Annotated in this window: 13 protein-coding genes and 1 pseudogene; 3 read left to right on the top strand and 11 right to left on the bottom strand. The window is 69.0% G+C overall.

Features of this window, described 5'->3' with window-relative positions; translation table 11 throughout:
* Positions 1-61: 61 nt before the first annotated feature.
* The 7 genes and pseudogenes from ACFVVM_RS09670 to ACFVVM_RS09640 all read right to left on the bottom strand — a co-directional run bounded on the left by ACFVVM_RS09670 (position 62) and on the right by ACFVVM_RS09640 (position 9,768).
* The gene (locus tag ACFVVM_RS09670) at positions 62-1,558 is read right to left on the bottom strand and encodes a carboxylesterase/lipase family protein (protein WP_387615382.1); all 1,497 of its coding nucleotides are present in this window, start codon (positions 1,556-1,558) and stop codon (positions 62-64) included.
* Entirely contained in the window at positions 1,555-3,369 is a 1,815-nt protein-coding gene (locus tag ACFVVM_RS09665) for a glycoside hydrolase family 15 protein (RefSeq protein WP_387615379.1), read from the bottom strand. Before ACFVVM_RS09665 ends, ACFVVM_RS09670 begins: the two co-directional genes overlap by 4 nt.
* A gap of 50 nt (positions 3,370-3,419) precedes the next feature.
* A complete protein-coding gene (locus tag ACFVVM_RS09660; RefSeq protein ID WP_387616805.1) occupies positions 3,420-4,886 on the bottom strand; it encodes an AMP-binding protein in 1,467 nt (488 codons plus the stop codon).
* Between the two features lie 36 nt (positions 4,887-4,922).
* Positions 4,923-6,416, bottom strand: a pseudogene (locus tag ACFVVM_RS09655) (AMP-binding protein); the annotation flags it as partial.
* Between the two features lie 64 nt (positions 6,417-6,480).
* Positions 6,481-7,806, bottom strand: coding sequence for an MFS transporter (locus tag ACFVVM_RS09650; RefSeq protein ID WP_387615377.1), 1,326 nt, complete (start codon positions 7,804-7,806; stop codon positions 6,481-6,483).
* On the bottom strand, positions 7,803-8,750 hold the full coding sequence (locus tag ACFVVM_RS09645; RefSeq protein ID WP_387615374.1) for an alpha/beta hydrolase: 948 nt from the start codon (positions 8,748-8,750) through the stop codon (positions 7,803-7,805). Before ACFVVM_RS09645 ends, ACFVVM_RS09650 begins: the two co-directional genes overlap by 4 nt.
* Before the next feature lie 13 nt (positions 8,751-8,763).
* Positions 8,764-9,768: an alpha/beta hydrolase gene (locus ACFVVM_RS09640; protein WP_387615372.1), complete on the bottom strand. Its 1,005-nt coding sequence runs from the start codon at positions 9,766-9,768 to the stop codon at positions 8,764-8,766.
* Positions 9,769-9,859: 91 nt separating this feature from the next.
* On the opposite strand from ACFVVM_RS09640, the gene ACFVVM_RS09635 reads away from it, so the two are divergent.
* Both ACFVVM_RS09635 and ACFVVM_RS09630 read left to right on the top strand, forming a co-directional pair.
* Positions 9,860-10,867 carry a LacI family DNA-binding transcriptional regulator gene (locus ACFVVM_RS09635; RefSeq protein WP_387615370.1) on the top strand — a complete coding sequence of 336 codons (1,008 nt, stop codon included), beginning with the start codon at positions 9,860-9,862 and terminating at the stop codon, positions 10,865-10,867.
* 148 nt (positions 10,868-11,015) lie between these two features.
* Positions 11,016-12,152 (top strand): lipase family protein, encoded by a 1,137-nt coding sequence (locus tag ACFVVM_RS09630; RefSeq protein WP_387615367.1) that lies wholly within the window; start codon positions 11,016-11,018, stop codon positions 12,150-12,152.
* A gap of 93 nt (positions 12,153-12,245) precedes the next feature.
* On the opposite strand, the gene ACFVVM_RS09625 is transcribed toward ACFVVM_RS09630, so the two are convergent.
* The 4 genes from ACFVVM_RS09625 to ACFVVM_RS09610 form a co-directional block, all read right to left on the bottom strand.
* A complete protein-coding gene (locus ACFVVM_RS09625) occupies positions 12,246-13,406 on the bottom strand; it encodes a zinc-binding dehydrogenase (protein WP_387615364.1) in 1,161 nt (386 codons plus the stop codon).
* A 133-nt stretch (positions 13,407-13,539) separates the two neighbouring features.
* A complete protein-coding gene (locus ACFVVM_RS09620) occupies positions 13,540-14,325 on the bottom strand; it encodes an ABC transporter permease (RefSeq protein ID WP_387615362.1) in 786 nt (261 codons plus the stop codon).
* Positions 14,322-15,125, bottom strand: coding sequence for an ABC transporter permease (locus ACFVVM_RS09615; RefSeq protein ID WP_387615356.1), 804 nt, complete (start codon positions 15,123-15,125; stop codon positions 14,322-14,324). The genes ACFVVM_RS09620 and ACFVVM_RS09615 overlap by 4 nt, the downstream gene beginning before the upstream one ends.
* Entirely contained in the window at positions 15,122-16,072 is a 951-nt protein-coding gene (locus tag ACFVVM_RS09610) for an ATP-binding cassette domain-containing protein (RefSeq protein ID WP_387615354.1), read from the bottom strand. The genes ACFVVM_RS09615 and ACFVVM_RS09610 overlap by 4 nt, the downstream gene beginning before the upstream one ends.
* A 30-nt stretch (positions 16,073-16,102) precedes the next feature.
* On the opposite strand from ACFVVM_RS09610, the gene ACFVVM_RS09605 reads away from it, so the two are divergent.
* A complete protein-coding gene (locus ACFVVM_RS09605; protein WP_387615352.1) occupies positions 16,103-17,212 on the top strand; it encodes an NAD-dependent epimerase/dehydratase family protein in 1,110 nt (369 codons plus the stop codon).
* Positions 17,213-17,260 lie beyond the last annotated feature (48 nt).

The following is a 17,260-nucleotide window of genomic DNA, read 5'->3' as shown; positions in this document are numbered from 1 at the left end:
GACGTGTGCGTTGAACATCCCGCCAGCGGTGAGGTCGGTGTCGAACACCGCGATGGCGTCGCTATTCGCTCCGGAGCACACGGCCTTCCCACAAGCGGCGCTCGGGGCCCGCGGGATCGGATTCGACGCCGCTGACGGTGTCGAAGACCATCGTCGGGCGGTCGGGCTCGGTGTAGCGCGGCCAGCCGGGGGTGCCGGTGTGGGCGAAGCGAACCCACGCGGCGTGCATGAGGTCGGCGAGCTCTTGGGGCGGATTCGTGCCCACCTGCTGGATCCCTTCATCACCCACCGCGCCGACCACGTCGAGGTTGTCCCAGACGAAGGCAGCGTCCAGGCCGTGGACGGCACCGCGTCGCGGTGCCCGGGTTTCGGCCTGCCACCGGAACTCGTACAGCCATGTCGGGGCGTCGCGGGATTCGGCGAACCGGATGGTCGGGACGCGGAACAGCCAGTCGCTCCATGCCGCCTCCAGCATCGCGCTGGTGTCGCGGAGATGGCGGGGGCCGTCGCGATAGCCCTGGATCAGACTGCGGTCCAGGCGTAGACCATGACGGATCCCGCGATGGATCAGTGGGCGCAGCGGGCGCAGCGCGTCGACTGCCTCCAGGAAACCGGCGACTTCGTTGGCGACGGTCCCGGTGAGCAACGGCACCTGGGACCGGTGGGCTCCGCGTGCGATCCCGTCCAATGCCGAGACCGGAACAGTGTCGGTGTCGTGCACGGTCCGGAATGGGGAGAGCATCAGCGGTCGCCGGTCGAAGCGCAGCAGACCCAACGCGAATCGTTTGGCGGCCGCTCGGGTCGCGGCGACCGTGCGCGCGATCGGTACCTGCGCCATCGCCTCGACGGTCGGTTCGACCCGCAGTGATCGGGCCACCTGACGCGTGAACCGCAGCGCCTCGGCGGTGTCGACGGAGGCGGCGGGACTGGCGCTTTGGGCGATCGCACCGGCGAAGAGTCCTCGGGAATCCGGCATGGCCAAGTGGTTGAACACGCTGACCCCGCCACCGGAGAGCCCGATGAGCGTCACGCGCTCGGGGTCGCCGCCGAAGGCGGCGATGTTGCGGCCGACCCAGGCCAGTGCGGCGGTCTGGTCACGCAGGCCCAGGTTGTCGGTGCCTTCGCCGAGGTACAGAAAGCCCTCGATGCCGAGGCGGTAGTTGATTCCGACGTGCACCACGCCGTCGCGTGCGAAGCTGCGGCCGCTGTAGAGGGGTGCCGATCCGGTCCCGTACATGTAGCCGCCGCCGTGGATGTGCACGAGCACCGGCAGACCGGCGCCTCCGGGATCCGGCGTCCATATCTCCAGGGTGAGGCAGTCCTCACCGGTCACCGCGGGGTTGTAGATCGTGCCGAGGGCGGACTCGTCGGCCGGTTGCGGAGCGCCCGGCCCCGGCTGGGTGGCGTCGCGGACTCCGGTCCACGGCTGCGGCGGCCGAGGTGGGCGAAAGCGCAGCGCGCCGAACGGTGGGGCCGCGTAGGGGATGTCGCGGAACAGGTGCAGGCCGTCGACCCTGGTCCCTCGGACCTTTCCGTATTCGGTGTCGACCGTGGTCATCGGTGTTCTCCTCTGTGCTCGCTCAGGCGCAAGGCGGTGTCGATGAGGGGGACGTGGCTGAAGGCTTGGGGGAAGTTGCCGACCTGGCGTTGCAGGCGAGGGTCCCACTCTTCGGCGAGCAGACCCACGTCGTTGCGGATGGCCAGCAGTTTGTCGAACAGTTCGTGGGCCTCACCGATCCGCCCGATCAGGGCCAGGTCGTCGGCGAGCCAGAACGAGCAGGCCAGGAAGGAGCCTTCCTGGCCGGGTAGCCCGTCGACACCGGATTCGTCGTCGTGGGTGCGGTAGCGCAGAACGAAACCGTCGGGGGTGAGCAGTTCGCGTTGAATCGCCTCGATGGTGCCGATGACGCGTTTGTCCTCCGGCGGCAGGAATCCGGTGTGCGGGATGAGCAACAACGAGGCGTCGAGCTCGGGTGATCCGTAGGCCTGGGTGAAGGTGTTGCGTTCGGGGTCGTAGCCGAATTCGCAGACGTCGCGGTGGATTTCCTCGCGCAGCGCGCGCCAGCGTGTCAGCAGCGGCTCGTCGACGGGTTCTTCTTCGAGCAGGGTGATCGTGCGGTCGACCGCGACCCAGGTCATCACCTTGGAATGCACGAAGTGCCTGCGCGGGCCCCGCACCTCCCAGATCCCTTCGTCCGGCTCGCGCCAGTGCCGCTCGAGGTAGGCGATCAGATGCAGTTGCAGCAGATGCGCGTGGGAACTGTGGGCCAGCCCGGTGGTGCGGGCCAGGGTCAAGGCGTCGACGACCTCACCGTAGACATCGAGCTGGAATTGCTCGGCGGCGGTGTTGCCGATGCGGACCGGAGCGGAGTTCTCGTAGCCGGGTAGCCAGCCGAGGATCGTTTCGGTCAGCTCGCGTTCACCGGCGATGCCGTACATGATCTGGAGGTTCTCCGGGTCGCCGGCGACCGCGCGCAACAGCCAGTTCCGCCAGTCGCGGGCCTCGTCGCGATAGCCGGTGCGCAGCAGCGACGACAGGGTGATCGCGGCGTCGCGCAGCCAGGTGTAGCGGTAGTCCCAGTTCCGGACGCCACCGATGTCTTCGGGCAGCGAGGTGGTCGGGGCGGCGACGATGGCCCCGGTGGGGGCATAGGTCAGGGCCTTGAGAGTGATCAGCGAGCGTACGACGGCCTCGCGGTAGGGGCCGCGGTAGGTGCATCGGGCCACCCAATCCGACCAGAACGCCACGGTGGTGGCCAGCGCCGCGGACAGCTCGGTGTGTGGCGGCTCCGACAGGTGTGACGGCTGCCAGGTCATCGCGAAGCCGTACTGTTCGCCGTGGGCAACCTCGAAATCGGCGTGGGCGGTGAGCTCCGTGTCGTCGGTGGCGGTCTGACCGCTGAACCAGACGGCATCGGGACCGGCGATGGCCACGACACCGGGACCGTGCTCGTCGTGAGCGGGCTGGACCCAGGGCACGACGCGACCGTAGGCGAAGCGGGCACGCACCGCCGAACGCATACGGACGCGCCCGGACAGTCCCTGCACGAGCCGGATCAGTTGCGGGGTGTCCTCGCCGCGGGGTGGCATGAAATCGGTGATCCGCACCGATCCGGTGGGGGTGTCCCACTCCTGTTCGAGGATGAGCGAGTCGGGTCGATAGCGACGGCGGTCCGCGGCCGGGGCGCTGCCGTCCGCGACGGGACCCAGCCGCCAGCAGCCGTGGTCCTCGGTGCCGAGCAGCCCGGCGAAGACGGCGGGGGAGTCGAAGCGGGGCAGGCACAGCCAGTCGATGGTTCCGGTCCTGGCGACCAGGGCGGCGGTCTGCATGTCACCGATGAGGGCGTAGTCCTCGAGGCGGGCGGACACGTGGTGGATCTCCTTCTGGGGTAGCGATCGTCGGGCCGGGGATGGCACGCTCAGCGGTCGGGTTCGGTGCGGGCGGCGACCAGGCTCGCGCGGCGGACTTTTCCGGCCTCGTCGCGCAGCGGCCCGTCGACGCGCTCGAACGATCGTGGGATCTTGTACCGGGCGAGACGTTCGGCCAGATGGGAACCGAGTTCGTCCTCGGTGAGCGGTCGTTCGGTTTCGACCAGTGCGTGTGGCACCTGTCCCAGGTCCTCGTGCGGCACTCCGATCACCACCGCGGAACGCACCTGCGGATGTTCGAGCAACGCGTTCTCGATTTCGGCGGGATAGACGTTGGCCCCGCCGACGTGGATCATGTCGGCCTTCCGGTCGGCCAGGTAGAGGTAGCCCTCGCCATCCATCCAGCCCATGTCACCGACACTCTCCCAACCGCCTTCGCGCACTTGGGCTTCCGCGCCGACGTAGCGATAGGAACCGGCCATGCCTTCGCCACGCCGCATCCACACCTCACCGACTTCGCCGGGCGGGAGCACGGCGCCGTCGGGGTCGAGCACCACCATCTCCCCGACGACCGGTCGGCCCACCGTGCCGGGGTGGGCCAGCCATTCGGGCCCGGCGACGACGGTGACGGCCTGCATCTCGGTGCCCGCGTAGAGCTCCAGAACGCGCTCGGCGCCCAGCCATTCGATCCAGGCGTGCTTGAGCCACGCCGGACACGGCGCTGCCATGTGCATGACCACGCGCAGCGAACCGACATCGAAGCCGGCGCGCTCCGGCAGCCGCCACATGCGGTTCATCATGGTCGGGACCGCGTACATCCACCGCACCCGGTGCGCCTGGACCGAAGCGAGTGCGTCGGCGGCGTCGAATCGAGGCATCAGCACCACGTGCCCGCCCAGCGCGAGACCACAGAAGGTCAGGGTGAAGGGGGCATTGTGGTAGAGCGGGCCGGTGATCAGCACGGTGTCGCGATCGGCCATTCCGATCACCTGCGCCAACGGCAGGAGCGCGTCCGCGGTGGCGGGATCGGCCGAGACGATGAGCTTGGGTCGGCCGCTGCTGCCGCCGGAGGTCGGTGCCTTCAACGCCGCGGCCGCGCCCAGGTCGAACGGGCTGTCCGAGATGTCGGCGGCGGGCCGGAATCCCGCGGCGACGACCTGGTGGCCGGGCGCGTCCTCCTCGGCCACGCCGACCACCAGGCTCGGACGGGCGAGCGCGATGATCGCCGCCGTTTCGCGGCCGGGCAGCTTCGCCGAGATCGGTTGCGGGGTCGCGCCGCACTTCCACGCCGCGATCGCCGCGGTGACGAACTCGATGCCGTTGGGCAGCCCGATCGTGACGAACGAATCCCGGGTCACCCCCAGCTGCTGATAGGCGCGGGCGAGCTGGTTGCTCCTGCGCTCGAGTTCTGCTCGGGTGATCGACTGATCAGCGCAGGTGACCGCGACGCCGTGCGGGTCGGTGCGGGCGAGTTCGGCGAATCGAGCGGCGAGGGTTTGCGGTGCGGCGACGGACATGTCTTCTTTCCTGGATGTGGGATCGGCCGGCTCGAACTGGCTGCGCAGCTTGAACTTCTGCACTTTGCCCGTGGCGGTGCGGGCCAGCTCGTCGCGGAACTCGATCCGTTTGGGGCACTTGTATCCGGCGAGCAGGCCGCGGCAGTGGGCCAGCAGCTCGGCCGCGGTGACCGGGCGACTGGTGACCACCAGCGCGGTCACCAGCTCACCCCATTTCTCGTCCGCGATCCCGATCACGGCGGCCTCGCGGACCGCGTCGTGTCCGAGTAACACGTCCTCGACCTCGATCGAGGACACGTTCTCCCCGCCGGTGATGATCACGTCCTTCTTGCGGTCGCTGATCGTCAGGTAGCCGTCGGTGAGAGAGCCGCCGTCGCCGGTGTGGAACCAGTTGTCCGCCAAGGCCTCCGCGGTCGCCTCGGCGTTGTTCCAGTAGCCGCGTAGGTTGTGGTTGGACTGGGCGAGCACCTCACCGGTGGCGTCGGTGTCGAGGCGAACGCCCAGGACCGGGGTTCCGGCGCGACCCAGCCGCCGGGCTTGCTCCTCGGCGGCCAGCTCGTCCCACTCGGCGCGCATCCGCGACATCGTCAGCAGCGGTGCGGTTTCGGTGAGTCCGTAGATCTGGATGAACTCCCAACCGAGCTCGGCGCGTACCCGTTCGATGACTCGCGTCGGCGGTGGCGCGCCCGCCACGATCGCCCGCACCCGATCACAACCGGGAATCGGCCCGTCCCAGGTGCGTGCCGCCTCGAGCACCGCGCTGATCACCGCGGGGGCGGCGCACAGATAGGTGACGTCGTGCTCGGCGATGCGGCGCAGGATCTCCGCTCCGTCGATCTGCCGGATCACCACCTGCTTCACGCCCATCGCGGTGGCCGCGAAGGGTTGACCCCACCCGTTGGCGTGGAACATCGGCAGCGTGTGCAGATAGACGTCTCGGTCGTCGACCCCGGCGTGCCAGCCGAACACCGTGGCATTGAGCCAGAGGTTGCGATGGGTGAGCTCCACCCCTTTCGGGCGCGCGGTCGTGCCGGAGGTGTAGTTGATCGTCGCGATGTCCGATTCCGCGATTCCCGGCCACGCCCGGGGCTCGGCGCCCGCGGACCAGATCTTGTCGTCGTCGGCGCCGAAGACGAACCCGGCCTTGATGTCGAGGTGATCCAGCGCTGGTTTCAGCGCCGGATCCACCAGCACCACCTCCGCCCCGGAATGCTCGACGATGTAGGCGATCTCCTCGACACCGAGGCGGAAGTTGATCGGCACCAGCACCCGTCCCCACCCGCTGACACCGAAGAAGCTGCTCAACAGCCGGGCGCCGTTCTGCGAGACCGCCGCCACCCGTGCGCCCGGTGCCACCCCGAGTTCGTCGAGCGCGGCGGCTTGCGCACGGGCCCGGGCGCCGAGCTCGGCGTAGGTGATCGCGCCCCAACTCGGCGCAGGCTGGTCGGGTTCGTCGACGATCGCCACCCGGTCGGGGTAGGTGGTGGTGGCTCGGTCGAGGAAATCGTTGACAGTGAGCGGGAACTGCATCTGGTCCTCCGAATGGGTCGCGCAATGAGGGAAGAGGGTGGCGGGCGTCGTGGGGTGGCGGTCCTCACCGCGCGCCGCGGATCGGGAGCACCGCCAGCCCACCGAGAATCGCCGCCACCACCGCACCGGCCAGCAACGCGGTGTAGTTCGGACCCCCGGACCCGAGCGCCAACAGCGGTGTGGCCATGACCGGCAGCAGAAGCTGCGGCATCTGATACGACAGGGCGATCACCGCCAGACCGGTGCCTGCGGCCGCGGAGTCGGGGAGCAGTTCGGTCATCATCGCGACATCCACGGACACGAACGCGCCCTGCCCCATGCCGATCAGGGCCACCCCGATCGTGAACACGGTCAAGTCGTGCGCGAGCAGTGCGACCAGCAGACCCACGGCGGTCAACAGCACCGAACCGAAGACGATCGGCTTGCGCCGCCCGGTGCGGTCGGACAGCCAGCTGAACAGCACGCTGGTGCCGACACCGGCGCCGAAGAGCGCCGTGACCACCATTCCCTGGGCTCTGGTCGCTGCCGCGGTGTCGAGACCGAGCCGGTCGGTGAGCAGGTACAACAGGTACACCGACACCGACGTCAGGGCGAGGGTGACCAGCAGTCGGCACAGCCACGCCCAGGCGAAGTCGCGGTGTCGGATCGGGTTGATCCAATAGCTGCGCGCCAGGCTGATCCAGCTCACCGGGACCGGTTCGGTGCGCACGATGTCGCGCAGGACCACGAACAGCCCGAGGTTGGCCACGAGCACGAGCACCGCGGGTATGCCGAACCAGTACACCGGATCACCGGGCAGCGAGCTGATCATCCAGCTGCCCAGCGCGGGCGCGAGCCCGCTGCTCATCCCGTACGCGGCCGCCACCCTGGCCCGGATGCGGGACGGGATCTGCTCGGCCAGCAGCGCGTTCAGGGCCATGGTCGTCGCACCGAACCCGGCTTGCGCCACGGCCCAACCGGCGACGAGGCCGGGTACGTTCGTCGCGAACGCCAGCGCCGACATGCCGATCGCGCTGAGGACCGCGCCCCCGAGGATGAACGGGCGACGGGTGCCGAGACGAGAGGTCGAGACATCGCTGATCCGGCCGAGCGGAGCCGACACCAGCATGATCACGACGCCACCGATCGCGGCTGTCACCGACAACGTCTGAGCCTTGTGCACCGGGTCCAGTTCCGAGAGCCGGAGCGGAATGCTGACGAACCCGGCCGACATCACCGCCAGCGCCGACCCGAGATAGGCCAGCACCAGCGCCGGCAGGAAAGCGACGGTTTGGGGTCGGCCAGGAAAGCCGGGGGTGGTGTCCTCTGGCGGAGGCGTCTTCAGCGACGATGACATCGGTGTCCTCGGTTCGAGCGTGGGGTCGTGGATCGGGTGGGTCCGGGCGGTCATCGGTGCAGCGTGCGGAGCGCGGCGACGATCCCCGCGCCCACGGTGCGCGCGGTCAGCGACACGCCTTCGAACAACGAGCCGTTGTGTGGCAGGCCGAGCATCTGGACCGCCGAGACCGGTACTCCGGCCTGTGCGAGCGCCGTGGCGTAGCGGGCGCCGTCGTGGCGCAGCGGGTCGAGCTCGGCGGTGACGATGTAGGCCGGTGGTAGCCCTCGCAGGTCGGTGGCGCGCAACGGTGACACGTGCGGGTCACGCGGGTCGGCGCCCTGCAGGTACCAGCGGTTGATCGTGCCCAGCGCGGCGAGTTCGGCTTCGGTCACTTCGTCGAGGTCTCGATCGGCCGGGTCCTCGGCCAAGTCGAGAAGGGGCACCTCGAGGATCTGCAACGCCAGGCGATGGTGTGCGCGTTCGCGATTGATCAGCGTCGATCCCGCGGCCAGCGTGGCGCCCGCGGATTGTCCCCACACCGCCAGTCGGGTCGGATCCAGGCCGAGCTGGTCGCCCGCACCGGCCAGAAAGTCCAGCGCGGCATACCCCTGTTCGAGTGCGGTGGGAAACGGGTGCTCCGGGGCGAGGGCGTAGGAGACCGCCGCCACGACCACTCCGGCTTCGGCGGCGCGCCGGGCGCACTGCGCGTCGACGGCCGGATGATGAAGTCCGCCCTGGATGAAGCTGCCACCGAAGAAGAACAGGCACACCGGAAGTCGAGCGTGGGGGCTGGACTCGGCCGGGTAGTAGAGCCGGACCGGTACCGACGGATATCCCTCGACCGTGACCGTGCGGTCATGGGTCCGGATCGGTACCCGGGAAAGTCCGATGTGGGGGAACAGCGCCTTCTCGTATTCGAAGGCCAGCCTGCGCTGTTCGTCGGGGTCGGGGGACTGCTCGGGCATGGCGATGCCGGCCTCGGTGAGAGCGCGCACGACGGCGGGGTCGAGGGTCATCGACTTTCTCCGATCACGAGGGGATGGACACGGCCAGGGTGGCGCGGCTGCGCAGGAAGGCGCTGACGCGGTACTGCCATTCGCGTGCGGTCGGCGAGGTCCTGGTGAGTGCGCCGCTGCCGTGCAGTTGTCCAGGGGCGCGCCAGCTCTGAACCGGGACCCCGGCCGCCGCGAGTCGCGTGGCATAGGCCTCGCCGCTGTCGCGGAGCGGGTCGAGTTCAGCGGTGATGACCAGTGCGGCAGGCAGATCCGACAGGTCGGCGATCTCGTCGGGCGCTGTCGGTCCCGCGGAGTCGTTCCCCGTACCGAGGTAAGCCGCCCGCAGTTCGGAGAAATCGCCACCCATGTCGGCGAGTTCGGAGTAGTCGCGGAAGGACTGATCCCGCTCGGCGTGCAGGCTCGCCGCCGGTACCTCGAGTACTTGGTGGTCCAGGCGCACGCCGCGATCTCGGGCGTGCATCGCGATCAGCGCGGCGAGATTTCCGCCGGCCGAGGTGCCACCGACGCCGATGCGTTCCGGCGCTATTCCGAACTGGGGGCCGTGTTCGACCAGCCAGTCCAGTGCGTCCAGACCATCGTCGATCGCGGCGGGAAATCGATGTTCGGGGGCCAGCCGGTAGTCGACGTCGAAGACGTCCACCCCGCCCGCCACCGCGCGGGCCCGCCAGAGGCGGTCGTTGATCACCTCGCGCACGCTGCCGAGAAGGAAGCCGCCGCCGTGGAAGGCCAGGTGCGCCAGCCGCGGACCGTCCACCCTCGGCGGCCGGTAGTGCACCACGGTGAGGTATCCGGCCCGGGTCGGGACCCGAATATCGGTGACCGCGCATTCGGCGGGTCCAGGCAGAGTGAACTCCATGGCCAGCGCGTCGGAGAGCTGGTGGGCGCCGCCCCGCCGCTCGGCCCAGTCCTCGGCCGCGAGGGCGGGTAGCTGCGGGACCAGCGCCTGGCCCGCTGCCAGCCATTCCAGTATCGGTGTCGCACATCCGGCGTCGCGCGCCGCGTTCAGGTAATCCGCCATTGGACCTCCGTCGAAGAACTTCTACGAAGCACTTTAGAATCGCGGGACCGGATAAGTCAACGACAGGCGGACGGGAAGTTAAGGTGAGGGCGTGGGGCAATCAGGCGTGACGATCTATCAGGTGGCCGAGACCGCCGGGGTCAGTATTTCGACGGTGTCACTGGCGCTCAATCACCCGGACCGGGTCAAGCCCGCAACGCGTGATCGGGTGATCGAGGTGGCCGGGCAACTCGGTTACCGCCCCGGCGCCACCGCGTCGGAGCGGGCGCGTCGGCGCGTCGGAAGGATCGCCGTTCTCGCGCCTTTCAGCAGCTACGAGACCTATCGCACCCGCTTGATCGGCATCCTCGACACGTTCGGACCCGATGATGTCGAGGTCGTCGTGTTGGACGCGCCCTCGGCCGCCGAGGCGAATTCGCCCCTGCTCGAGACGTTGCCGGTGCGCGGGGACGTCGACGGGCTGTTGATCATGGGGGTCCCGCTCGGTGATCAGGGTGCGGATCGCCTGCGGCGCTGGGGCCCGCCGACCGTGCTGGTGGACTCCGCGCATCCCGCGTTCAGCACGGTGGCCTTCGACGACGAGCAAGCCGGATACCTCTTGGCCGCCCACCTGCTCGACCGTGGTCACACGCGGCTGGCCTACCTGCACGAACCGCAACGATCCGGGGACTACGTCTCCGCGGCCATGCTGCGGCTGCGTGGCATCCTGCGCGCGTTGCGCGAGGCCGGTCATGCCGAGACCGCGTGCGAGGAGATCGTGCTGTCCGGGACCGATGTCGCCACGGCCCGCGCCTTCGCCCCCGGTTTCGCGGCCCGCCCGGATCGCCCGTCCGCGGTCATCGCCCATCACGACGGTCTGGCCGCGGGCCTGCTCAACGGGCTGCGTACCGCCGGTGTCGCCGTTCCGGAGTCCCTTGCCGTCGCCGGATTCGACGACGGCCCGCTGGCGGAGGGGCTCGGCCTGACCACCATTCGTCAGCCCTTCGCCGAGTCCGGCCGTCAAGCCGCCGAGTTGCTGCGCACCCAGATCCAGACGCAGCGGCACACGGGTACGCGAACACTGCTCACCCCTGAGTTGATCATCCGGCAGACCGCCTGAACTCTCCGCCCGAGATGTTGACACTTATGACGTCCGTCACCTAAATTGCTTCGTCAAAGCACTTCGATCGAAGTGTGTACAACGAAGTACATCTGGAGAACCACTCGTGCGGAAAACTGTCCTCTGCGTACTGTTGGCGGCGTTGTCGATGAGCATCACCACACCGGCCGCCCATGCCGAGCTACCCCTTCCGGCCGGTGACGCGTTCTACCGCTACGACGCCCCGCTGGCCGAGATCGCCCCCGGTACCGTGTTGCGCACCCGGGCGGTGACCACTCCGCTGCCCGGGACCGCGACCCAGGTGCTGTACCGAACCACCGACCAGTTGCGCCGGCCCTCGGTGACCGCGGCGCTGGTCGTGCGGCCGGATGGTGCGCGAGGTCCCCTCGTGTCCTATCAGCAGCCCTATGACGCGCTCGATTCACGGTGCAACCCGTCGTACGCGAGCACCACCGGCACTCCCACTGTCGACCAAGGCGTGCTGGCCGCCGCGTTGACGGCGGGATACACCGTGGTCACCGCCGACTACGAAGGCACCGAGATGCACTTCGGTGCCGGTCACGAATCCGGCTACGGCACGCTGGACGGCATCCGGGCCGCACAGCATGTCCTCGAGACCGACCCCGCCACCACGCCCGTGGCCATGGTGGGCTTCTCTGGCGGCGGCATCGCCACTCAGTTCGCCGCCGAACTGGCCGGCACCTACGCACCCGAGCTCGACATCGTGGGAGCGATCGAGGGCGGGTTGCCGGTGCGTCTGCTGAACCTGATCGACTACATCGACGGTAGTCCCAACTGGTCCAAGGTGATTCCGCTCGTGCTCACCGGCACCCTCGAAGGCTTCGACATCGACGTGTCCCGCTACCTCTCCCCGTATGGCATCGATGTCGTACGGCGCGCCAGGAGCATGTGCGGCGCCGACATCCAGCAACTGCCGGTGCTCACGATGCGCGAGCTGCTCGCGCCCGAATACGCCGACTACCACCGCGTTCCGGCCTTCGCGGAGATCAGCGACACCTTGACCATGGGCAGCGCCGGTACCCCGCGATTCCCGATCCTGATGATCGCCGGAAACAGTGACGGCGTGGGGGACGGGGTCATGATCGCCGCCGATCAGCGCGGACTCGCCCGATCCCTGTGCGACCGCGGCGTCGCCGTGGACTACCGGGAACTGCCCGGAGTGGACCATGCCGCGAGCGGCATCTACGCCTTGGCCGAAGCGATGCCGTTCCTGCGAGCACGTTTCGACGGAGCGCCGGCGGTGAACACGTGCGCCGCGACGTGATCGTCGGCGTCGAGCCGCTCCGGGCCCGCGCATCGGTTCACGGGGCCCGATCGGCCCCGAAGGCCGACGGAAGGTGGCGGCCGTCGTGATCCGTCAGGGCGCGACTTTGTCGCTGCGCGGATCGATCAGGATCTTGGCATGGTGGTCAGGGGATCCCAGCGCGGTGAAGGCCGCTTCGACGCCGTCGAGTCCGACCGTGCCGGTGATCAGCGGGCTGGGGTCGACGGTGCCGTCGGCGATCATGTGCAGGGTGTCGCGGAATTCGCCGGGGTCGTAGCCGAGGACGAACCGCAGCTCGATCTCCTTGTTGATGGCGTTGGCGGGGTGGAACGCGTCCTGCTGCATGCACACCCCCACGACCACGACGCGGGTCGACGGCGGTGCCTCGGTGAGGATCTGGTCGATGATGCCGGGGACGCCGACGCATTCGAAGACGACCGGACCGGCCGGGCCACGGTCGAGGGTGTGGGCCGCGCGAAACAGGTACCACCACGGAACATTCGGGATGCGGCGCACGCGTTCCATGACATCGAAGGCCAGGTTCAGCAAGTCCGCGGCGCCGGTGATGCGGGGTGGCTTCGGCGCGGCCGCCCAGGCGGATTCGGTGGTCGGGTCGACCACGACGTCGGCGCCGCAGGCGCGGGCCAGTTCCCGGCGGCGCGGCGAGAAGTCGCTCGCGACCACGGTGCGCACGCCCGCGGCCTTCAGCATGGTGATGACGGCCAGCCCGATGGGGCCGCAGCCGATGACGAACGCGGTCTGCCCCTTGGTGATCCGGCTCTTGCGGACGGCGTGCCAGCCGACCGCCATCGGCTCGGTGAGTGCGGCGAGGTCGGGTGCGAGTCCGTTGGGGACCTCGAACGTCACCGACTCCTGCGTCAGCACCTGTTCGGCGTACCCGCCGGGGGCGTTCGCGGACAGGCCGGTGAGCTCCGGTTCGCGATCCCTGCGCAGAATGGGCATCGCGACCACCGGCGTGCCCGGCTTCCAGCGCCGGTGGGTGCGCGGGCCGTACTCGGCGATCTCGCCGGTGAATTCGTGCCCGAGGACGATCCGCTGATCCGAACGCATGAAGCCGCTGTAGCCGGTGGCACCGGCCAGGTCGGCGAGTTCGTCGCAGTGCGTCCGGGCGTGCAGGTCCGAGCCGCAGATGCCGCAGCGGGTCACGGAGACGAGTATCTGGCCCGGCCCGGGTTCCGGCGTGGGCAGGTCCTCGACCCGGAATTCGCCCTTGCTGACCACCGTCGCACGCATGGGTACCTCCTGAGCTGTGTCGGCCTGTCACCCGGTGGACCGAGCGTGCATTCCCTCGGCAGAGTCGCAGGTCCGCGGTCGTCATCGTAGCTCCGCGAGGACAGCCGGTCAGGTGATCGCCCCGGGCGGTGCTTCAGCGCCTGCGGTATCCGCGGATGGCGAGCGTCGCGAACACCACGGTCAACGCCACCGTCCACGCCAGCGCACGCCAGGTGGGTGCCGCGATCGGTCCGGACGAGGCCATTCCACGCATCGCCTCCACCACCGAGGACACCGGGTTGGCGGCGGCGACGGGCTGGATCCAGGAGGGGAGATCCTGGCGCGGAACGAATCCCGTCGACAGGAACGAGGCCACCAGCAGGATCGCGTTGAGCGCCGAACCCACCGCCTCCCCGGACCTGGCGTGCACCGCGATCGCCACCATCATCCAGGCGACCCCGGTGCCGAACAGCAGTGGCAGCACGAGGAATCCGATCGTGCCGAGCGCTCCGCCGGTGAAACGGAAGCCGAGCAGATGGCCGACCCCGATCACCGCGAGCAGGGTGATCAGATTGCGCACCGCGTCCCCGGCGATGCGCCCGATCAGCGGCGCCGAGCGCGCGATCGGCATCGCACGCAACCGGCGGTCGAAGCCCGATTGCAGATCGTCGTAGGTCGTCATGGCGGTGCCGAGTCCGGCGAACATGATGCCCATGACGGCGAACAGCGGCAGGCTGAAGTTCACGTAGTCGGCCCGGCTGCCGCCCGGGGCGACCAGCGAGCCGAACGACACCGTGATCAGCACCAGCAGGATGAGCGGGAAGAACGTCGCCATCATCAGCAGGACGGGGTTGCGCAGCGTCACCCGGATGGCGCGGATCGTGAGTGCCCACCCGTCGACGAGCACCTGTGGGCGGGGCGCGGTGCGGGTTTCGTTCACAGCGACCTCCGATAGGTCCGGGCCGCCACCGCGACACACAGGACGAACCCGCAGCCCAGCCACAGCAAGGCGATGGTGACCGGCCGGGCGACCGCTGCCTGTGGGTCGGCCAGCGCCCGCATCGCGTCGGCGGTGCGGCTCAGTGGCTGGTTGGCGACGAAGGGCTGCAACCAGTCCGGGAACGCCTCGGTCGGGGTGAAGGCATTCGACACGAGCAGGAACGGGAAGAAGATGACATTGGTGACCACCTGCACCGAATCCACCCGGCCCACCGCGAAACCGATCGCGATGAACCCGGTGCAGACCACCGCGGCGAAAAGCAGTGTGACGAGCACGAATCCGATCGAGGCGAGCAGGCCACCACCGAGGCGGAAGCCCATGAGGGCGCCGGCGGGCACCAGCACCGCGATCGTCACCAGCGCACGGGTCAGCTCCGCGCCGACCAGCCCGAGCACCGGGGAGACGGGCGAGACCGCCATGGATCGCAGTCTGCGGATCATCCCGCCGGTCACGTCCTCGACCGACAGGATGGCCGCCGACATGGCGGTGAACAGCATCGCCTGCAGAATCACCGCGGGCAGCAGGTACTGCCCGTAGTCGCCGCCGATCCGGCGTTCGACCACGGTGCCGAACACGACGTAGAACATCGTCGCGAAGACCAGGGGCAGCACGACGGCGCCGATGATGGAGGCGGGGCGTCTGCTCATCAGCCGCAGGTGGCGCCCGGCCAGGATCGCGGTGTCGGCCCACGCCGACGGATGCGGACGGGACACCGCGGCAACGGTTTCCGTGGCGGTCATGGCGTGTCCGCGGGTTCGCCGGGGACGCTCGGGTGCCCGGTCAGGCGGAAGAACACGTCGTCGAGGGTCGGTCGGCGCAGGGCGATGTCGTCCACGGCGATCTCGGCGGCGTCGAGCCTGCGCACGACGTCGACCAGGGTCGCGGCGCCCGACGCGGCGACGGCGACACCGTCGGCGAGCTCGGCGACTCCGGCCATGTCCGCCAGTGCGGCGGCGATCCGTGGCCGGTCGCCCTCGTCCGCGGTGATGTGGCAGACCGAACCGCCGGCCTGGTCCTTGAGTTCGTCGGCGGTGCCGTCGGCGATGACGCGGCCGTGGTCGACCACCACGATCCGGTCGGCCAGTTCGTCCGCCTCGTCGAGATACTGGGTGGTGAGCAGGATGGTCATGCCGTCGTCGCGCAGGTCACGGACCACGTCCCATAGCACGGCGCGGCTGCGCGGGTCGAGGCCGGTGGTCGGTTCGTCGAGGAAGAGCACTTCCGGTTGGCCGATGAGGGAGGCCGCCAGGTCGAGCCGTCGCCGCATGCCACCGGAGAAGGTGCCGCTGCGCCGGTCGGCGGCCTCGGTGAGATCGAAGCGGTGCAGCAGTTCCTCGGCGCGCTGGGCCGACCGCCGACGGCCCAGTTTCAGCAGCCGTCCGAACAGCGCCAGGTTCTCTCGGGCGGTCAGGTTCTCGTCCAGGGCGACGAACTGCCCGGTCAACCCGATCACCGAGCGGACCGCGCCCGCCTCGGCCACCACGTCATGACCGGCGACCCGCGCGTGCCCCGCGTCGGGCACCAGCAGTGTGGTCAGTACGTCGATCGTTGTCGTCTTCCCCGCCCCGTTCGGCCCGAGCACCCCCGCGATCGTGCCCTGCTCCACAGCGAAACCGAGCCCGTCCAGCGCGGTCACCCCACCGAACCGTTTGACGAGACCTTCTGCCTCCACGGCATAGTCCACCATGGAGGTGAACGTACCCTAACCTAACTTGAAATGGGTGGGCTGCAACGAGTTCGGGCCCCCGAAATCCACGCCGGAGCCGGTGGTCCCACCCTGTGCCGAGCGCAGGAATTGTGTCGCTGCTCATGTAATGTTTCTGGCGCTTACATTGCCTGCTACTGTGAGTTCAGGTCACCAGTCGGCAATCGAAAGGTTCTTCCCGTGCAGACGATTCTCGGAGCGAACGGACAGATCGGGACCGAGCTCGCGCACGAGCTCCATCGGCGTTTCACCAAGGACATCAGGCTGGTGAGCCGCAACCCCGAACGGCTGCACGACACCGATGAACTGGTCACGGCGGACCTCATGGACGCCGAGCAGACCGCATCGGCGGTCGCGGGCAGCGAGATCGCGTACCTGACCGTCGGCCTGCCGCCGGACGCGAAGCTGTGGGCGGAGCGGCTGCCGCTGATGATGGAGAACACGATCGCGGCGTGCGAGAAGCACGGTGCCAAGCTCGTGTTCTTCGACAACACGTACATGTATCCGATGACCGGCCGGCCGCAGACCGAGCAGACGCGATTCGCCCCGGCCGGGAGCAAGGCGCACACGCGGGCGACGATGGCGACGATCCTGCTGGAGGCGATGGCCGCGGGTCGGGTCGAAGCGGTGATCTGCCGCGCGCCGGAGTTCTACGGGCCGGGCAAGACGCAGAGCTTCACCAACGCGATGGTGTTCGATCCGATCGCGGCGGGCAAGAAGTCGCGCGTTCCGTTGCGCGACGACACCCTGCGGACCTTGATCTGGACGCCGGACGCCAGCCGCGCCATGGCCCTGATCGGCAACACCCCGTCGGCCTACGGGCAGACCTGGCATCTGCCGTGCGACGACAACCGGGTGACGTACCGGGGGCTGATCGAGCTGGCCTCCGCATCCTGGGGTCGCGAGATCGACTACTCGGTCATGAAGCGGCCCGTGTTCTTCGTGGCCCGGCTGTTCAACCAGGGCGTGCGCGAACTGTGGGAGCTGCTGCCGCGATACGAAGTGGACAACCTCTTCGTCTCGGACAAGTTCAAGCGGGCCTTCCCGGAGTTCCGGGTCACGACGTATGCCGAAGGCGTGGCCGCCATCCAGGCGGGCGAGGTCATGGCAACTGTGGATTAGCCTGCGATGATCCACTTGGTCGCTGGGTTCGGTCAACAGATCGCGCGA

Source organism: Nocardia sp. NPDC058176 (assembly GCF_042883805.1).
In the GTDB taxonomy this organism is placed as follows: Bacteria; Actinomycetota; Actinomycetes; order Mycobacteriales; family Mycobacteriaceae; genus Nocardia.
Note: the sequence above shows the minus strand (reverse complement) of the source record. Positions and strands in the feature narration are given on the sequence as shown.